16 protein-coding genes are annotated in these 16756 nt (G+C 63.5%); 13 read left to right on the plus strand and 3 right to left on the minus strand.

Going from position 1 to position 16756, the window contains the following annotated elements; genetic code table 11:
* Positions 1-82: 82 nt before the first annotated feature.
* Complete coding sequence (locus AB1555_07285; GenBank protein MEW6246496.1) at positions 83-445, minus strand: hypothetical protein; 363 nt, start codon at positions 443-445, stop codon at positions 83-85.
* A gap of 373 nt (positions 446-818) precedes the next feature.
* On the opposite strand from AB1555_07285, the gene AB1555_07290 reads away from it, so the two are divergent.
* The 13 genes from AB1555_07290 (at position 819) to AB1555_07350 (ending at position 11057) form a co-directional block, all read left to right on the plus strand.
* Complete coding sequence (locus AB1555_07290; protein ID MEW6246497.1) at positions 819-1802, plus strand: radical SAM protein; 984 nt, start codon at positions 819-821, stop codon at positions 1800-1802.
* Positions 1799-2602, plus strand: a complete 804-nt coding sequence (locus AB1555_07295; protein ID MEW6246498.1) for a DUF547 domain-containing protein — start codon at positions 1799-1801, stop codon at positions 2600-2602. The genes AB1555_07290 and AB1555_07295 overlap by 4 nt, the downstream gene beginning before the upstream one ends.
* Positions 2586-3227, plus strand: coding sequence for a hypothetical protein (locus tag AB1555_07300; protein ID MEW6246499.1), 642 nt, complete (start codon positions 2586-2588; stop codon positions 3225-3227). The genes AB1555_07295 and AB1555_07300 overlap by 17 nt, the downstream gene beginning before the upstream one ends.
* 82 nt (positions 3228-3309) lie before the next feature.
* On the plus strand, positions 3310-4056 hold the full coding sequence (locus AB1555_07305; protein MEW6246500.1) for a TIGR04283 family arsenosugar biosynthesis glycosyltransferase: 747 nt from the start codon (positions 3310-3312) through the stop codon (positions 4054-4056).
* Positions 4057-4534: 478 nt separating this feature from the next.
* Entirely contained in the window at positions 4535-4981 is a 447-nt protein-coding gene (locus tag AB1555_07310) for a hypothetical protein (protein ID MEW6246501.1), read from the plus strand.
* Positions 4978-5847: a hypothetical protein gene (locus AB1555_07315; protein MEW6246502.1), complete on the plus strand. Its 870-nt coding sequence runs from the start codon at positions 4978-4980 to the stop codon at positions 5845-5847. Before AB1555_07310 ends, AB1555_07315 begins: the two co-directional genes overlap by 4 nt.
* 115 nt (positions 5848-5962) lie before the next feature.
* Positions 5963-6574: a hypothetical protein gene (locus AB1555_07320; protein ID MEW6246503.1), complete on the plus strand. Its 612-nt coding sequence runs from the start codon at positions 5963-5965 to the stop codon at positions 6572-6574.
* Positions 6575-6668: 94 nt separating this feature from the next.
* Positions 6669-6992 (plus strand): hypothetical protein, encoded by a 324-nt coding sequence (locus AB1555_07325; GenBank protein ID MEW6246504.1) that lies wholly within the window; start codon positions 6669-6671, stop codon positions 6990-6992.
* Between the two features lie 163 nt (positions 6993-7155).
* Positions 7156-8055, plus strand: a complete 900-nt coding sequence (locus AB1555_07330) for a transporter (GenBank protein MEW6246505.1) — start codon at positions 7156-7158, stop codon at positions 8053-8055.
* A 166-nt stretch (positions 8056-8221) separates the two neighbouring features.
* A complete protein-coding gene (locus AB1555_07335; GenBank protein ID MEW6246506.1) occupies positions 8222-8800 on the plus strand; it encodes a sigma-70 family RNA polymerase sigma factor in 579 nt (192 codons plus the stop codon).
* A 213-nt stretch (positions 8801-9013) separates the two neighbouring features.
* Complete coding sequence (locus tag AB1555_07340; GenBank protein ID MEW6246507.1) at positions 9014-9673, plus strand: isoamylase early set domain-containing protein; 660 nt, start codon at positions 9014-9016, stop codon at positions 9671-9673.
* 75 nt (positions 9674-9748) lie between these two features.
* Positions 9749-10108 carry an isoamylase early set domain-containing protein gene (locus AB1555_07345; GenBank protein MEW6246508.1) on the plus strand — a complete coding sequence of 120 codons (360 nt, stop codon included), beginning with the start codon at positions 9749-9751 and terminating at the stop codon, positions 10106-10108.
* 4 nt (positions 10109-10112) lie between these two features.
* The gene (locus AB1555_07350) at positions 10113-11057 is read left to right on the plus strand and encodes a hypothetical protein (protein ID MEW6246509.1); all 945 of its coding nucleotides are present in this window, start codon (positions 10113-10115) and stop codon (positions 11055-11057) included.
* Positions 11058-11075: 18 nt separating this feature from the next.
* On the opposite strand, the gene AB1555_07355 is transcribed toward AB1555_07350, so the two are convergent.
* Positions 11076-16241: a DEAD/DEAH box helicase gene (locus AB1555_07355; protein ID MEW6246510.1), complete on the minus strand. Its 5166-nt coding sequence runs from the start codon at positions 16239-16241 to the stop codon at positions 11076-11078.
* Positions 16238-16747: a hypothetical protein gene (locus AB1555_07360; protein MEW6246511.1), complete on the minus strand. Its 510-nt coding sequence runs from the start codon at positions 16745-16747 to the stop codon at positions 16238-16240. Before AB1555_07360 ends, AB1555_07355 begins: the two co-directional genes overlap by 4 nt.
* Positions 16748-16756: the final 9 nt, after the last annotated feature.

Raw genomic sequence — 16756 nt, forward strand, 5'->3', positions numbered from 1 at the left:
CCACAAACGAAATGGGCCGACCGCCGACCGGTCAGCCCATCGTGGGACACAGTCCTATCCGCGCGGGTTCGCGGGGTCTGTCCTATTGAATGGAGTTCGCGAAGCCGCCGCGGGTGATTTCCGCGCGGACTGTGTCCCCCACCTTCTTGTTCCCGCGAAGCTTTTTGGTGTCTTTTCCTACGTACAACCGGACTTCGTTCCCGTTGTAGTCTTCGACCACGTAAATGTCCCCGTCGATCTTGTTCAGCTTGCCCTCGACCATCTGGAAGGCCGGCCCGGGCTTGGTGTCCATCTTCATCGGAGCCGGCTTGGATGCAACCTTCGGGGGCGGGGTGGACTTCGAAGATTTTTTCGAACCGGCGGCGTCGGCCAAGCCGGCGATCAGGCATCCCGCGACCACGACCAGGGCGACGATGCCGATGGTCTTCTTCTTTTTCTTCTTCATGATGGTAGCCCTCCCTCGTCTCTGGTTAAAAGGCCGATGACGTGGGCCTCGGCCCTCGTTCATTTCGTTCGTCGGAACAGACCGGAGGGCTCAGCAAACGTTATGCCGTACACTTCACAGCGTGAATCGCGCGATTTCTCAGGAAGTTAGGCGGCACATTGCAGGAGGAGCTGAGTGTGCTGATGGGGAACGGGAGAAAAATCGTCCGTGAGTGTGCAATTCTGTTCTGAAAACAGCGAGCAGAAACAGCTCCGAGCTATTCGCGATTGGTTCTTCGCTCCCGGCTGAAACCTATTTCATCCTGCCGAATGGTCGAAGGGTCGGGATGACCGCTCAGAAAAAGCATAATTGAGCGTGAAACGAGGATGGTGACGTGACCCTGCGCCCTCTCGGCAATCTCCTGTGCGGGCGGCCGATCCTGGCCGTCTTCGAAGTCTGCTTGCGCTGCAATTCCGCCTGCGGCTATTGCAATCTCCCGCTCAATGTCGGCCGGTACGAGATGACGCGTGAGGAAATCCGGCGGGTCTTTTCCAGCCTGTACCGGGATGGCCTTCGCTTTCTGTTCATCCAGGGAGGCGAGCCGCTGCTGCGACGTGATCTGCCGGAGGTTCTTGACGACCTGGCGGCAATCGGGTTCGCCCTGACGCTGATCACGAACGGCACCCGGTTGACTCCGAACCTGGTCGCCGCGTTGGCTCGCCTCAAGATCAGCGTCTCGGTGAGTCTGGACACGCTGGATCGCGAGCGCTATCGACAAATCAGAGGGGCGGATCAGTTGGACCAAGTGCTGAAGGGGATCGAATTGCTCGCCGATTTTCCCCGCGCCAAGTACCTGACGTGCATCGTGAGCGAGGTCAACCGAGGCGATGTCCTCGATGTCGTCCGGTTCGCGCGGGCGCGCGGATTTGTGCCGGTCGTGGGCGCCTATCACTGGGGCATCGAGCGGTATGGGAAGGTGGAGCCGGCGCTCCTCTACGAACGGCAGGTCGCGCGGGCCGTCTTCTCGCAGGTGCTCGAATTGGGGTTGGTGCCGCCGGGGTATTTCCGGCGGTATCTGCGCGACAACGTCCGCTGGCTGGGTGGAGAGTCGTTGGAGCCGTGCGACGCCGGCCGCTACAGCATCGCGATCGATGCGTCGGGCAATGTCGCGCCCTGCTTGGCGTTGAAGCCGGCCGGCAATCTGCTGGAATCGTCGCTCGACGACATCCTGACGCGCTTCGACGGAGAAGCGATCCAGGCCTGCTCCGACCGGTCGTCCTGCAACATGCTCTGCAGCCGTGTGGTCGGGTCGGCGCTCCGGCATCCGGTCTCGGCGCTGTTGACGCCCCGATCGATCAAGCCAACGGTGACCCGATGAAGCGATTCGGTATCCTGGCCGTTGCAGTCGCATTCCTGGCCGGCTGCTCCGCGGTTCCCAAGTCCTTCAGCCCGCCCGACCCCATCGCTCCGCGCGACTTTTCCCACCGAGTCTTCGACGAACTCCTGCGGGCGCATGTGAGGGACGGTCAGGTGAATTACCCCGGCATTCAGTCGGATGAGCGGTTGACGACCTATTTGAGGCAGCTCGATCGCGTCGATCCGAACGCCTTGCCGACGCGCGAAGATCGCCTGGCCTTCTGGATCAACGCCTACAACGCCTTCGCGATCAAAGGCATTCTGGACCGCCTGTCGCCGGCGACGCTCTGGGGGCGCTACCGCTACTTTATCGCGCGCGACTACCGGGTCGGCGGAAGAACGATCAATCTCTACGATCTGGAACGCAAGCTTCTGATTCCGGATTTTCGCGAGCCGCGCGTGCACTTCGCGATCGTGTGCGCGTCGGCTTCGTGCCCCAAGCTGCAATCCTGGGCGTACAGCGGCGAACGTCTGAACGAGCAACTGGACCGGGCCGCAGCGGAATTTATCAACGATCCGACGCGGAATCGGTTCGACCGCCGGCGCCGGGTCGCCTCTCTGTCCATGATCTTCAAGTGGTTCCGCGAGGACTTTGAGACCCAGGCCGGGTCCCTCCTGGCATATGTGGCGCGTTATGCGGCCGCCGCCGACCTGGCGAAAGATCTGACCGACGCCCCCTACACCGTCGAGTTTCTGGAGTACGACTGGAGTTTGAACGGCCCCGAGCCGACCATGGAGGAACGCCATGCTGGTTCGCCCTGACGAACGGACACCGATAGCCCGGTTGCTCACCTTCCTCGAGCGTGGGGAACGTCTGGCGCAGGAGTGCGCCGGCCGGCAGGCTCTGCTGGCGGCGGATTCCGGATCACAACGGTTTCTCACCAGCCAGGCTCGGCAGGAGGCCGGACATGCGCTGGTCTTTCAGGGCGCCATCGCCTGGCTCGGGCCCAAGCATCTGGGCGACGCGCCTTTTCTGCCGCCGCTCGAAGCCTATCGGAAGATGCTCGACACCGCGCTGGATCGGCAGGATCTGCTCGAAACCGTGTTGGCCGAACAGGTGATTTTGGAAGGGCTGGGCGAAGCGATCCTGACGCGCATTGAAGAGGGGTTGGCCAAACGCGCGGCTCCGTTCGGACGGCTCAGGCGCATCCTCTTGCGCCAGGAGGAAGCCCATCACGGATTCGGCTGCCGCCTGCTCGAACGGGCCATGGCGGAGGGCCGGATCGATGCGGCGACACTCCGGCTTCGGGCGCAGGAATATCTGCTGCTCGCCGATCGGATGGTGTTGACGCTCGGCGACTTGTTCGAGTCGATCGCCGAAGATCCAGCCGCCTGGGCGAACGATACGAGAAAGTTTCTGCCGGAATGGCTGACCGGGGAAGGCTAGGGGCATGAGGCTAAGGGCGAGTCGGTGACGGAATATACATGCTCGGCTTCATAGCCTCTCGCCGCTCGCCATCGTACGCGATATGGTTTCCGTCGTCATTCCCACTTACAACGAAGAAACCGCGCTACCGGCGACCCTCCGGCACCTGCTCGACCAGCCGGGCGACTACGAAGTCATCGTCGTCGACGGCGGCAGCACGGATCGCACGCTCGACATCGTGGCTTCGCACGTGGGCAAAGGGCAAGAGGCGAGAGGCAAGAGGCCCGAAATCCCTGCCCATTGCCAGGCGCCTCGTGCCCCGCGCCTGATCTCGATCGTCGCTCCTAAGGGCCGCGCCTCCCAAATGAACGCCGGCGCAAGGTACGCGATCGGCGAATGGCTGCTTTTTCTGCACGCCGATACCGTCTTGCCGGCCGGCGCCATTCAACGGCTCAATGCGCTGGAAGCGGATCGCGCCGTCCAGGCCGGAGGATTCCTGCACCGGTTCTCCGGTGACGATTGGCGGCTCAAACTGATTTCGGGTCTCGACAACTTCCGCTGCTCGCGCAGCCGCATCATTTACGGCGACCAGGCCCTGTTCGTCCGCCGCTCGCTGTTCGATCGTCTCGGAGGCTTCCCCGATCGGCCGATGCTCGAAGACGTGGCGTTCGGCGAGCGGTTGCTGGCCTACACCAGGCCCATCCTGCTCTCACCGCCGGTCGTGACCGATTCCCGAAAGTTCGTGAAGATGGGGGTGTGGCGCAGCTTCGTCCGCGTCCTCCTTATCATCCTCCATGCGCAGTTCCGCCTGCCGACCCTCCCCCGCGCGTTCTTTCAGGATATCCGCTGAGCATTGCTAACTTTCGGTGGTTCAAGCCAAAACTCTCCGTTTACAAACTCCGTCACGCTTCGTCTAATTTCATGACGGTCGTCATGAGCCTTCGGCTCACGCTGCAGGAGGAAAATGACGGTTTGGTGAGAGGCACGGGGCTCGGGGCGAGGGGGGAACAGTCTCCGACCTCTAGCGCGCATAATTCATGAACGCTTCTGCTGCAATGGCGGATTCGCCGCTGCGACAAGCCGGCATGCACCTGAACGGCATGCCGGCGGGCAGGCTCGCCCCGCGCGGCCTCAACGTACTGTTGCAAGTACGCCTCAGCCTCGTGGGGCTCCGCGTGCCAGTCTCGCTTGGCGACTGCCGGGTACCCGTTGCTCTTCTCGATGCAACGGGTGTAACGCGACGAACCGTCATGAATTATGCGCGCTAGCCTCGGGCCGCTAGCCTCGCGCCTATTTTCAAAACAGGCCAGTTCGAGAGGAGGATCCATATGGAGCGGCCATCTCGCGCCTTGCGGTGGTTGTCGCTCGGCGTTGCGTGTGCGTTCTTTCTGTCCGGGTGTTCGACGACGCTGGTGCGGGACGATGTCAAACGGGCGACGATCGCGGAGGCGCATTGCTCCGGAGGAGAGTGGGTGGACGATTCGTCGATCGCCGTCCTGCCTGTGCCGGTGGTCGCCTTTTTCGTGCCGCACGTGGACCTGAACGAGATCAAGGGCGCGGAGTATCTGAAACGGTGCGGCGAGGCGGCCCGGGTGATCAATCGGGACGTCAGGGTCAACCGAACTGCCTGCATCCCGGCCGGGCTGACCCGCATCATCACGTTGGGCGTCTGGCAGTGGTGTCCGGCCTATGTGTCGTGGACGGCGGACGTCAAGGCGGCGGGCGAGGCATCGGGTGACAGGCATTCGGCGGTGAAGGAGGGAGTGAACTTATGAAGACATCGACGGCGACACGAGCGGTGTGGTCGGCGGCGGTTCTGCTGTCGTTAGGGGGAATGGCGTCCGAGCCGATCTTCGCGCAATCATCGGATGAGGCGACGCTCCGCGGCGCGTTCCCGCGAACGCCGAGCGGCACGGTGGACCTGGCGCAAGTGCGCGAGGCCGTCGCCGGTCAACTCGCGCAGGGAATCAAAGACGTCCAGTTCCGTGACTTCACGCTCGACGTTGAGGAAAGCCGGAGTCTGCTCCTCAGCGTCGAGCGCAACCAGAACCTGCTGGCTCACATCGGCGACTCGTTGCCGGCCGACGGCGTCGAGCGGACCGTGACGTTCCGCGGCGTGGTCGACGGCCGGCAGGTGGAAGCTCGGGTGCAGCGCCAGGAAGACGGAACGTTGCGCGCGCGGATCGAAGGCATCAACATCGGGACCCTGAACGAGGTCGACCGTGAGCAACTGGTTCGGCGTCTGAGTCAACAAACGGGATTCGAGCGCGTTCGTCTGGAAGGTGTTGACGCCGGCGGCAACCGTGTCCGGACGGAATTCCGCGTGGATAAAGGTCTCGTGAGAAACGAAGTGAAGGGTGAAGGCCGCGGCCGGCCCGATGCCGGGCCGGCGCGAGGGGATGTGCGCCAAGAGGACAGACGGGACGATCGCCGGCTGGATCGGCGGCTTGACCGGCGCGACGAACGAATCGTTGACCGGCGCGAGGACCGACGAATCGATCGGCGAGGCGATGGACGAGTCGAGCGCATCGAGCGGAACCAGCGGGTCGAACGGGTTGAGCGGATCGAACGGATCGAGCGACCGGATCGGTCGGGGCGACCCGAACGGCCGGAACGGCCGGACCGATCCGGGCGCCGATAACGAGCCATTGGTACAGGACCGGTCACCGTGTATCCTTGAAGGCAGCTTCGCGGATCAACATGTTGGGCGCGTAGGCGCGTGAAAATGGCCATGACAGAGACAGAGGAGGTGCGGAATGACGATGAAGCGGGTATCGATTCTATTCGGATTGGCCCTGGCGATCCTCTGCGCCGGCGGGCCGGTCTTCGCTCAGTCCGACGCCGACGAGGCGCGGATGCAGGCGATGCAACGGGAAGCGGAGGAGGATGCGGCCAAACGGGGACAAAAGACGCAGGCTGAACTTCTGGCCAGGCAGTTCCAACTGCCCGTCGGCGAGGTCGAGAAGTTACGGAACGCGGGGCAAGGATGGGGAGAGATCACGATCCGGCTGGCGCTGGCCGATCAGCTCGTCAAGACCTCCACGACGGAGCCTAAACTCACGTTCGCGGAGGCGTTGGAACGAGTCGCAGCGTTGCGCAGCGACGGGAAGGGCTGGGGTCAAATCGCCAAAGAACTGGGCTTCAAGCTCGGGCCGGTCGTCAGCGACATCAGGCGGTCGTTGAACGATCTGCGGCGGGACCTGCGCACCGGCCAGGCCGGACCGGACCGGATCGACAAGGCCGACAATCGTGGCGACGTGAAACGCGAGGCGAGGGCCGAACGGGTCGAGCGAATGCAACGGCCGGAACGGCCGGAGCGGCCTCAGCGGCCGGAGCGACCGGAAAAGCCGGAACGTGGCAATCGGTAGCACAAGGCGCGAACAGTGCTATGCTCAATGGGGAGGAAGCGAGCGCAACAGAGGCGAGGTGGAACGTGGCAATCGATAACAACAAGGAGGCACTATGAGACCGAGGAACCTGTTCATCATCTTGTGTCTGATCGTGGCGCTGTCGTTCTCGGGCGGGATCAGCGTTGCCCAGGCCCAGGAGGAGCCGACCATTCCGCCGGGCGATTCGGAACGGAGCAATCGAAGCGGGCTACGCGGGCTCGACCGCGCGGACCAGGCGGCAGGTGAGGCGGGCCAGCACGGCCGCGACATCGCGCGGGAGAACGTGCTCAAAGGAGGAGACAGACCGGAACGGTTCAATCGGCCGGAGCGTCCTCAACGGCCGGAGCGGCCCCAGCTTCCCGACCGGGCGGATCGACCGGAACGGCTTGGCCGGTAGGCTGAGGGCACTTCGAACCGGATGATGATCGATTCGTAGGTGGATGGAGCATGACAGTCGAGGCGGCGTCGGGTGAAGTCCCGGCGCCGCCTTGCTGCGTCCTGAGACAAGAGTCAAAGTTTGCCGGAGGAGAGGAACGATGTCGGGCAGAGGATTCAGATTCATGGCCGCCATTGCGGGAGTGCTCGTTGCGCTGGTCGATTCGGTCGCGGGCGTCGCAGCCGAACAGAAGAACGGCCAGGAGGCGCCGAATTGGCAGGTCAGTTTCTCGCCGACCTATTCGAGCGGCAAGTATGGCACGGATACGACGACCGATATCGCCTATCTGCCGCTGTCGATTCGCCGCCTCTTTGACGACGGCGATGTCACCTTTACGATCCCCTACATCTGCATCAGCAGCACCGGCGCGGTGACGCTGCTCAGCGGGGTGCCCAACCGGGTGAGCAGCAGCGGCAGCAGCGGGTCAGGCAGCAGCGGGTCGGGGGGCGGGCCTCCGGGCGGCATTCCCGGCGGCAGCAGCGGGCCGGGGAGCGGAAGAGGCAAAAGTCCCGGCAGTGTCGAACCGACCGCATCCACCGATTGCGGGATCGGCGACCTGATTCTTCGGGGCCGCTATTACCTGGTGGACGAGCGGGATTGGATTCCCACGATCGCGGTGACGGGGCGGATCAAGTTTCCCACCGCGGACGAGAATCGAGGCCTGGGCACCGGCGAGTTCGATGAAGGCTTCGGCGTCGAGGTGAGCAAGACGCTGGTCGGCAACTGGTTGGGGTTCGTGGATTTCGGCTACATCTTCATCGGCGATCCGCCGGGGGTGGACCTGCGGAACCAGTGGTACTACGATTTCGGCGTCGGATACAACGCCACCAAGAATCTCTTACTCAGCGCGTACTACGAGGAGTATCGGGCGCTGATTCCGAACCTCTCCAACCCTCGCGACTTCCTCTTCGCCTTGAATTACAAAGCCACTTCCGCGCTCCGGTTCAACGCCTCGCTCCTGGTCGGGCTCTCCGACGGCGCGCCGGCCTACGGCCTGACCGGCGGGATCAGTTGGCGATTTTAGCCCCCCGCGGTGCTGTCCATGGGGCGCGCGAAGCGGCGCCGCGTTACCACGCTCAGGAGATTCCTGTACAATCCGTTTACCGCGGCGGCCGGGAACCGTCTAATGTCATTAGGGAAGACTCGGGCTACGCGGGGGCGCAGGCACGCAGCCGGATGTGGATGGACCGATGGGAGCAGGCAGAACGGCCCCCGATGAACACGAACTGCTGGCCCGCAGCCTCCGCCGGGACTCGGACGCGTTCGGGCAACTGGTCGAGCGGTACGCGTCCTCCATCGTGAGCCTGGCCTATCGGATGGTGGGGGAGCGGGCCGACGCCGAGGACGTGGCGCAAGAAACCTTTCTCGCCGCCTTCAAGGCCTTGCCCACGTTCCGGGCGGATGCCGGATTCTCGACCTGGCTGTATCGGATCGCGATGAACAAGTGCAAAGACTGGCTCCGCGCGCGCCGAGCGCGGCAGGATTCCATCGAGGAGGAGGCCCAAGAAGCCTGGGCAGAACTGGCGGTGGACCGGGTCACCCCGGAACGGGCGCTCACGCAGAAGCAGGTCGCCGATCATCTGGAGCGCGCCATTCAGAAGCTGCCGCCCCTGTACCGCGAGGCGTTCGTGCTCAAGCATGTCGAGGGGCTCGACTACGAAGAGATGGAACAGATCGTCGGCGTGAATCGCGATACCCTGAAGATGCGGGTCTACAAGGCGCGGACTCGACTCTGCCGGGCGCTGGGCGCGTTGCAGGGGACCGGATGATGTGCGGAAGGAACAGTGGTATGAAAATGCGGGTCCCATCACCGCCCAGCCGGGTACCCGTTGCTCTTTTCCGATTGCAACGGGTGCAAGCTCGCACCCCGCCCGGTGTAGGGACCCCGCTGCGCACGGCCGGGCGCCCAGGTCGGCGCCACCCGCATTTTCATGCTCCAGGGTGAGCCCACGGCTCATGAATTACTGTGGGAGGGAACGGTGATGGATGAATTCGAACTGCTGCTCCAACGGTTCGTGGACAACGACCTGACGCCGGACGAGCGCGTCCGCGTGTTGACCGCGCTCGACCAGGACGCGGTCTTGCGGCGGCGGTTGTTGGAGATCGAGCTGCTCGTCGCGGAGGCCGGACGGCTGCCGAGATTGGCGCCGTCGAGCCGATTTCTCGCACAGGTCCGAGCCCGCGTGCGTGAGTCCAACGCGACGAGATGGAGCCGAATCGCGGACTGGCTGCTCACGCCGCGCGCGCTGCACTGGAGGCCGGCCGGGGCGCTGGCTGCCGCGGTCTTTGCGCTGGCGGTGGTGATCGGGGTCGCCCGTGTCGCGATCGATCGGTCCGCGCCGCCCGCGATGCTCCAGGCCTCAACCGAACCGACCGTGCTGGTGCGGCTGGTGTTGCTGGAGCCGCAGGCGCGCTCGGTCGCGGTGGCCGGCGATTTCAACGGCTGGAATCCGGAGCGGACGCCGCTCTCCCGCGTCGATGGCGGCGTCTGGACCGCGACGATCCCGCTCAAGCCCGGTCGCTACCATTATATGTACGTGGTGGACGGCACGCAGTGGGTCGCGGATCCCTTCGCGCGCGAGGAAAGTCTGGACGGATTCGGCTCGCGCAATGCGGTGCTGGACATCGAACCGCCGTTGTAAGCCGGCGCCGCCCATGCTTGCGCCGCTCTGAGAGGCTGCGGTACCCTCTCGCCGAGCATGTGCTCGGGGAGAGGGATGGCGGATCGGCTTCGAAAAATCGGCCCGGCCTTCGCACTGGGACTGGTCCTGGCGACCTGCGCCGCGCCGGTGTCGCAAATGCCGCGGGCCGGAGCCGACGGTGTCCGGTTCACGGTCGTGGCGCCGTCGGCGCGCTCGGTCGCGGTGGCGGGCGACTTCAACGGATGGTCGCCGACGGCCCATCCGCTGAAGCCCGCCGGGCGCGATGGAGTGTGGAGCGGGGTCGTGGCGATTCCGGAGGGCGAGTATCGGTTCATGTACGTCATCGACGGCAAGCGGTGGCTCACGCCGCCGGCGGCGGACGACTTCGTGCGGGATGGATTCGGGAATCTCAATGGCGTGGTGGTAGTGCCGTAAGACCATGGAAGGAAGCCGGCTCATACTGTCGTCCTCGCCGCGATCGACGCTCGTGCGTCTGGTTGCGGTGGCCGGACTGTGGCTGGGCGGCGCCGGGACGGCTTTCGGGCAATCCGTTCTGCCGCAAGACTTGGAGGACATCGCCCGTTTGAGCGCGGCGCAGGGCCGTTCCGCCGAAGAGGTCAAGCCGCTGGTCGAGCTGGCGAACAAAGCCGGCGAGCGAGGTCTCCCGCCCGGACCGCTCGTCAACAAGATCAAGGAGGGACTGGCCAAGGGTGTCGAGCCCGCGCGCATCGAACCGGTGCTTCGCGAGATGGCCGGCCGTTTGGAGACGGCGCAGGAGACATTGAAAGATCTGAGCGGGCGAGGCCTGGTCGATGCCGGGAGCAGCGGACGCCAGCGGGCGGTCGAGGTGCTGGCCGAGGCGTTGGCGCGCGGCGCATCGCCTGACGAGGTGAGGGAGATCGGGCGGCTCGCGCAGCAAGGCAAGCCGCGTCTCACGCAAGACGCGCTCGCCTCCGGCGCGAAGAGCCTGGCGGTCATGAAGGAAGGCGGGGTCCCCTCGGGCGAAGGACTGTCACTCGTCACCGAGGCGCTGCGGCAAGGGTTTCGCCCCTCGGAGCTGGCCGATCTGGGCCGCGAGCTCAAGCGACGCGGGCGCGAAGGGGGCCTCCCGCTGCAGGCCGTGCAAGACGCGGTCAAACGCGGCAACCGGCCGGATCAGATCTTCCGCGATCGTGGTGACCGGCGCGGCCAGGGCGGCGGCGGAGGCGACCGGCTGGACCGCAGCGGTCGCGGAGAACGACTCAGAGAAGATCGCGGCTCTCGCGGCGAAGGCCGACCGGAGCGGCTCGAACACGTTGAACGGCCCGAGCGGGTCGACCGTTCCGGCCCCTCCGAACGACCCGAGCGGCCTGAACGGCCCGACCGATCCGGCAGCGGGCGGTAGATTGGCTACGGGCGAAGTTTAACGGAATTGATAGCACTGCCAAATCTGCGCTTCGCAAGCACGAGGGTCCCGCAAGATTTGTCGTCCCCAGAACACCAACACCTTCCAACCCATCGCCTGCAAGAGATTCCGTTTATGCGCGTCACTTTCCAGGGTGTCTCGGTTACCGTGATAAGCGAACCCGTCACAATAAATCGCGATGCGACGATCCGGGTAGGCAAAGTCTGGCACGGTAATGGGCTTCTGGCTGTGATCACAGACCGGGTATTGAGGCACTGGCTCCGGAAGCCGATCACCTGCACGGATCGCGTGAAGCAACGCCTGTTCGATGGCCGTTTCGGATGTGGGCTGCGCTGGCCGATCCGTCTTCAGATGTTCCAACCATTCGAGTGATGAAGCTCGGCCTCCATGCGCCCGCCCGACGTGCGGTGCCGCTCTTGGCTCAACCATGCTCAGTTGGAAGAGAAAGCTTCGCACCAGCTCTTTATTCAGCAAGGCATGGTCGAACTGGTTGCGAGCGGTTTTAAGGCAGCGGTAACACGCTCGCTCGCAGTCATGGTTGTACAGGCGGTCGTAAGACGCTTTTGCCCAGCCGCGAAGGTCCTGAGCAAGCTGTTCCAGGTACCCAGCGCCGCCGGGTGCAGTCTCGTAGAACACTAAAGTCCAGCCTCCTGCCCCATCTGGATGCTGGAAATAGGCGATTTCGTCCTGCTCAATCTCGAGCCGCTCTTGTGCCCCGACCACCAGCGCCTTACCGAGCGTCCGGCAGAATGCAATGGCTTCATCGTTGTCCGCGGGGGCAATCCCTGGAATAAGAGGAAAGAGCAGCACGTCAGCGAAGAATTCATAGCCGAGGATGAATGGTCGCGGATCTCCGCTGCAGATGCCTCGATGGTTCTCATCCCACCGAGCCAGTCGTCTCCCTGTCAGCCCGTGCGGCCGGTGGCGACCACAGATCGGACACAAATCGAATTGCTCGCCTCGATCAGTCTCACGGCTCTGCCTCCCCCAATTCGTGACCAGGAGGTTGGCATGGTTACGGAACTCGAGCGTCACGAATTCATACGGATAAAGCCGTGCCTCTCGATGCGCAGCGTCCAGCAAGTGTTCTTGACGCTTGAAGGTCAGGCGCTGCCGACTGTCCTCCGCCGAGGTAATCTGGGTATGTTCCTCCGCTTCAAATGCATCGATCAATGCGACTTCGGCCTGGTCGGTCATCCGGTGGCCGCACTGCGGGCAGTTGTTCACGACCTCTTTAGCGGCAAAGCCGCACTGATTGCAGAAGCAAAACCGCTCGACGCGGCCGGTCTGGTCGGCACCGTGATCGCCAGGACCGGAGCGCCGGCCACCTTCGAAAAAGGCCCGGATGCTTTTGAGCTTGTGCCCGTTGGCATAGACCATGTTGCCCGGCGCAAATTCGAAGAGGGCGATCCAGGCGGGTCTCCGCAGCGTCGGTGTGTCGCCCACGCCGGGATCCAGCGAGAACGTATCGGTCGGAAATTGGTACGAGGGAAGGACGCCTTCTTCCGCAAAATACGAGAGCACGAAGGCTTTTTCTCGGTCCGTCGTCAATTCCCGATAGGCGCGTTCGCGCGCTCTTCGCTTCTGCTCCGATTCACGGGTCGAGACGATGCGTGCGTACGCGTGGAATTCGCGGTGTAGACGTATCACCCGCTCGTGCCATCTCGCTACTGTGCGTTCGAACTCGTCCGGAAAGTCGTTCACGACGTTCGCGACATGGACCTTGTGTCCGAACACGTCGATTGCCTTGGCACTGACCTCTGCGCTGTGCGCCCGCAATGCCTCGAGAAGGTGGGCATAACGATCGCGCTTGAGCACGGCCGGATTCTGGATGTCTTCAAGCAATTCGCCCATGAGCCAGGAAAAGTCTTCGTTCAACTCTTCCAGTGCAAAAGAACGCGCATGCCGCGCGAGGATTTTCTCATTCGCCAGGCGAACGACGGGCGGTTTGAATTCACCACGGACCAACCAGGCCGGATCTTCAAAGCAATGGCGATCATGTGGACCAGCGCCACAGAAGGTAGTCACGAATCCGATACGAAGTCGTCGGCCTGCACGGCCCGCGCGCTGGACATAGTTGGCCGGCGTATGCGGTGCGTTGCGAAGAAGCACGCTGTAGAGGGAGCCGATATCCACACCGAGTTCCAGTGTTGGGCTGCATACCAGAGCTTCGATCTTGCCGTCCTTGAATTCCTGCTCGCGCTTGGCCCGGGTGTCCTGATCGATCTGTGCGGTGTGCTCAAGCGCGCGCAGCCGCCGCGGACGGTCGGCGGTGTAGAGCTGCACGTAATAGTTGCCCGGGTCGGCACTGCTCAGTTGGAGGTCCTCATTGACCCCAGAACATCCGGTTGAGGCCAGGCAGACATCGATCCGGTAGGGTCGCCAGATCGAGCATTTGCGACATCGCCACCCCTGTTCGGCTTTCACGAGGCGCACGATCCGTTTGGCAAGTTGCAGGGGCCGCTGCCCGTGCAAATGTCGTCTCACTGGCTCGGGCACAACCGGCGGAGGCTCGAGCATCTCGTACTCACTCAGTAGAGCGATCACTCGCCGGACCCATTCGTCGGCGATCGTGTTGTCGAGTCCTGCCTTGTCGCACACGAGCTTGGCGATGCCTCCCGCAGCGCCGCGATCCGTGTCTTTGACCAGCGGCTCGAGCTTGATGCCGGAGACCGATCGGCTGCGCAGCGCTTCAGGCCGGTCGAGCATGAAGAACACAGCACCGCGCTCATGCTCGGGGATGGCCAGTCCATAGGGGTCATCTGTCAGCCAACTCCATGGTGTTTTCTTCGGATCGAGAAACGATTGGTAGAAATCGAACGAGACGGCGCGCTTGCGGCGCATGAAATCGAGCATCGCGCGGAGAAGCACCGCGCCCTTTTCCACCTCGAGATTTGCGCGCCGGCAACAATCGAGAAAACGAGGATCGGTGACGAGCCGGTCCAGAAATTCATACTGCACCTCGACCAGCGCGAGATTCTCCAGCGTGATGCGCTGGTGGGAGGCACGGCAAAACTCGCCGGCGATCTCATATTCCAGCGTGCGGCGCCAGGACGCTTCCTCATCTCGGGTGAGGATCCGTTTTACCAGCCCAATGTTCTGGAAAATTTCTCGCACGCGGTTCGGCAAATCCTGCAGCGCGATGCCGGACGGTCCAGCTTCTCGGACCGCCGCCTCAACCGCGTGCCGCAGTGCGAACTGGCGGTGCCGGTCGCTCATATAACCCGCCTGGTGCGCCGCATCCTGCCGGTTATCGGCGAAGATGAGCAGCTTCCGTTCGTCTTCCGGTACACGGTCGAGGTGATGGGTGCCCAGCACCGACACGCTGGAGGCCACGCCGGTTCGTAACAACGTCAACACATCACCGCGAGTATAGCGGCTGTTACAAACCGGACAGGTCGAGCCCCGTCCACGCAGCACATGCTGAATGCTCAGATTTTCCTTGGGCACACCGTCAGGTTCGACGGGGAAGACGATCCCGCGAACATGATCCACATAGAACTGTTTGAGCCGCTTCTCGGCCGCGGTTTGACGGCGACGGCGCGGTCGGGGCTCCTCGTCCTCCGGCTCACCCCCATTGGTGTCGTCGTCCGAATCGGCGCGTTCGCCGATGAGGAAGGGCGTGATGAAGGCGGTCTCTTCGTCACTGAGGAACTCCTCGTTGGGGATCGTCTGTTCCTGGTGATCGGGATCGAAGCGAACCTTCACGAAATCCTGCCCGCAGGTGCGGCACAGCACCGCCGGACGGACAGCACCGCCACAAGAACGACAACGATCGGACCCATCGGTAGCCAGCGTCCGGCACGCCGGGTTCATGCAGAGCCCGACGTCGTACACGCCGTGGAAAAAGGTGTGTAATTTGGGGCGGAGCAAGGGTGGGTGCTCGTCGTCACCGTAACTTCCGAGCAAGAGATACGCTTCGATGAGCCGGACCACTGCCTCCCGCGACAGTTGACCGTACGAGGGGACCGTCTTGCGGAGGACGTCGGCCAGCTCATCGAACGTCTGCGGCAAAGCAGCCGCTAACTGGAGGGTCGAGACCGCACGATTGCCGGCCAAGAGTGCGAGGAGTTTCCGGTGTGTCGAGCCAGAGGCCGGAGCCTGACGCCCGCAGAGGTATTCCGCGAGCCTTACCAGTTTGTTCTGGTCCGCCTGAGACAACGTTCGCAGGTCTTCTTCGGACAATTGGACGGCCGGCGGGTCGTAGGGTGGTCCAGAAGCAGGGGTGTCGCGGTAGCGCTCTCCGATGATGTCCGCAGGCTCGAACAATTCGTCGAACAGCTCTGTCGCAAAGCGAGCCAGTGCGGCATCGCCGCCCGCATCCTGCGAAACTGTGGCCGACGTGCCGATTGCGTGCAGATCGCCTCGCTTGAGACCACATCGCGCCTTCAACCGGCGCAGGAGGCAGGCAATCTCCGTGGCCAACGCCCCCCGGTAGCTATGGAGTTCGTCGAGCACGACATACCGGAGCGACGGCGTGAACAGCGAACGGTCAGCCTTTCGGACCAATAGGAACTCGAGCTGCTTGTAGTTGGTCAGCAGGATGTCGGGTGGGTTGTGCCGGATGTCCTCCCGCCGAGTGAGCTCATGGCGGGCCAGCGGTTCGCCCAGCGCCGACGTCACGGTCTCGCTGTCGCCGGTATAGAGGGCAAACGTGATGCCCGTGTTCGAGTCGCGCAGGAGGTTCCGCAGGCGCAGCAACTGGTCGTTGGCCAGCGCGTTCATCGGATACAGCAGGATGGCCTTTGTTCCCCGGATTCCTTGCTCCTTCAGCCGCAGCACCCCGGAGAGCACAGGCAGGAGAAACGCTTCGGTCTTCCCACTGCCGGTCCCCGTCTTGACGATGACATTTCGGCCGCCCTCGACCGCGCGCAGCGCGTCCTCCTGGTGGGCATACAGGGCCATCGCGCCGAACGGCCAGTGGAGACATGCGAGTGCTGGGTGGCCGCAGCCCGAGGCGAGAAGCTGATCGAGCCGTTCCCCCTCGGCGAAGTCACGCGCGAGGGTTACGTACGGTCCCTTGACGAGTACCTCGGCACGGTTCACGTGTTTCTCGAACTGGGCACGCAGGTGTGGATCGGCAAGCCTGTACGAGCTCTTGATGAAGCTGCGGTACTGCTCGATCAGGTGCCGGACGCTTTCGATGACAGAAAAACGCGTCATGTGAGTCCCCGTTCCAGCAACGCAGCCGTACGCCATTCGGACAGGCGCTGGCTCCTGAACTGCGACTTCAAATGCTTGAGCGCCGGTTTTGCCCCCGCATGGTTGGCCAATTCCTCAAGCGCCACGAGGCGATCTGCCCATCCGAGCCGGACAGCGGCGTTGACGGCCGCGCGATCGCAGCAACAGCCGTGCCAGTCGTCATGACGTCCGAGAGCATGGGCCCACAAGTGGCGCTCTCCGTCATCCAGCCGGAAACTGTCGGGATCGCGCAAGACAAGGTTCGCCAGTTCGGTGTCGGAGACCGCGTGCACGGTTAGCCTGGCCTGCAGATCTCCTTCGCTCACCTGAACATAACCCGGTCGGTGCAGATCTCCAGTGCGGGCCTCTTCGCAGCATTTCGGCACCGTCTCAACGCGAAAGTGGTTTGTCAGAGCGGTCCAGCAGCCGACCCGGACAGCTTCGATGATGATGTTTGTATCCACGAGGATGACTTGTCCGGGCTTCACACCAACTTT

Source organism: Nitrospirota bacterium, from assembly GCA_040755395.1.
In the GTDB taxonomy this organism is placed as follows: Bacteria; Nitrospirota; Nitrospiria; order Nitrospirales; family Nitrospiraceae; genus DATLZU01.

Bases quoted from the DNA above. Each gene is read 5' to 3' on its own strand.
- AB1555_07285 (MEW6246496.1), bottom strand. From the start codon at position 445: ATGAAGAAGAAAAAGAAGAAGACCATCGGCATCGTCGCCCTGGTCGTG.
- AB1555_07295 (MEW6246498.1), top strand. From the start codon at position 1,799: ATGAAGCGATTCGGTATCCTGGCCGTTGCAGTCGCATTCCTGGCCGGC.
- AB1555_07300 (MEW6246499.1), top strand. From the start codon at position 2,586: ATGCTGGTTCGCCCTGACGAACGGACACCGATAGCCCGGTTGCTCACC.
- AB1555_07305 (MEW6246500.1), top strand. From the start codon at position 3,310: ATGGTTTCCGTCGTCATTCCCACTTACAACGAAGAAACCGCGCTACCG.
- AB1555_07310 (MEW6246501.1), top strand. From the start codon at position 4,535: ATGGAGCGGCCATCTCGCGCCTTGCGGTGGTTGTCGCTCGGCGTTGCG.
- AB1555_07315 (MEW6246502.1), top strand. From the start codon at position 4,978: ATGAAGACATCGACGGCGACACGAGCGGTGTGGTCGGCGGCGGTTCTG.
- AB1555_07320 (MEW6246503.1), top strand. From the start codon at position 5,963: ATGACGATGAAGCGGGTATCGATTCTATTCGGATTGGCCCTGGCGATC.
- AB1555_07325 (MEW6246504.1), top strand. From the start codon at position 6,669: ATGAGACCGAGGAACCTGTTCATCATCTTGTGTCTGATCGTGGCGCTG.
- AB1555_07330 (MEW6246505.1), top strand. From the start codon at position 7,156: ATGGCCGCCATTGCGGGAGTGCTCGTTGCGCTGGTCGATTCGGTCGCG.
- AB1555_07335 (MEW6246506.1), top strand. From the start codon at position 8,222: ATGGGAGCAGGCAGAACGGCCCCCGATGAACACGAACTGCTGGCCCGC.
- AB1555_07340 (MEW6246507.1), top strand. From the start codon at position 9,014: ATGGATGAATTCGAACTGCTGCTCCAACGGTTCGTGGACAACGACCTG.
- AB1555_07345 (MEW6246508.1), top strand. From the start codon at position 9,749: ATGGCGGATCGGCTTCGAAAAATCGGCCCGGCCTTCGCACTGGGACTG.
- AB1555_07350 (MEW6246509.1), top strand. From the start codon at position 10,113: ATGGAAGGAAGCCGGCTCATACTGTCGTCCTCGCCGCGATCGACGCTC.
- AB1555_07355 (MEW6246510.1), bottom strand. From the start codon at position 16,241: ATGACGCGTTTTTCTGTCATCGAAAGCGTCCGGCACCTGATCGAGCAG.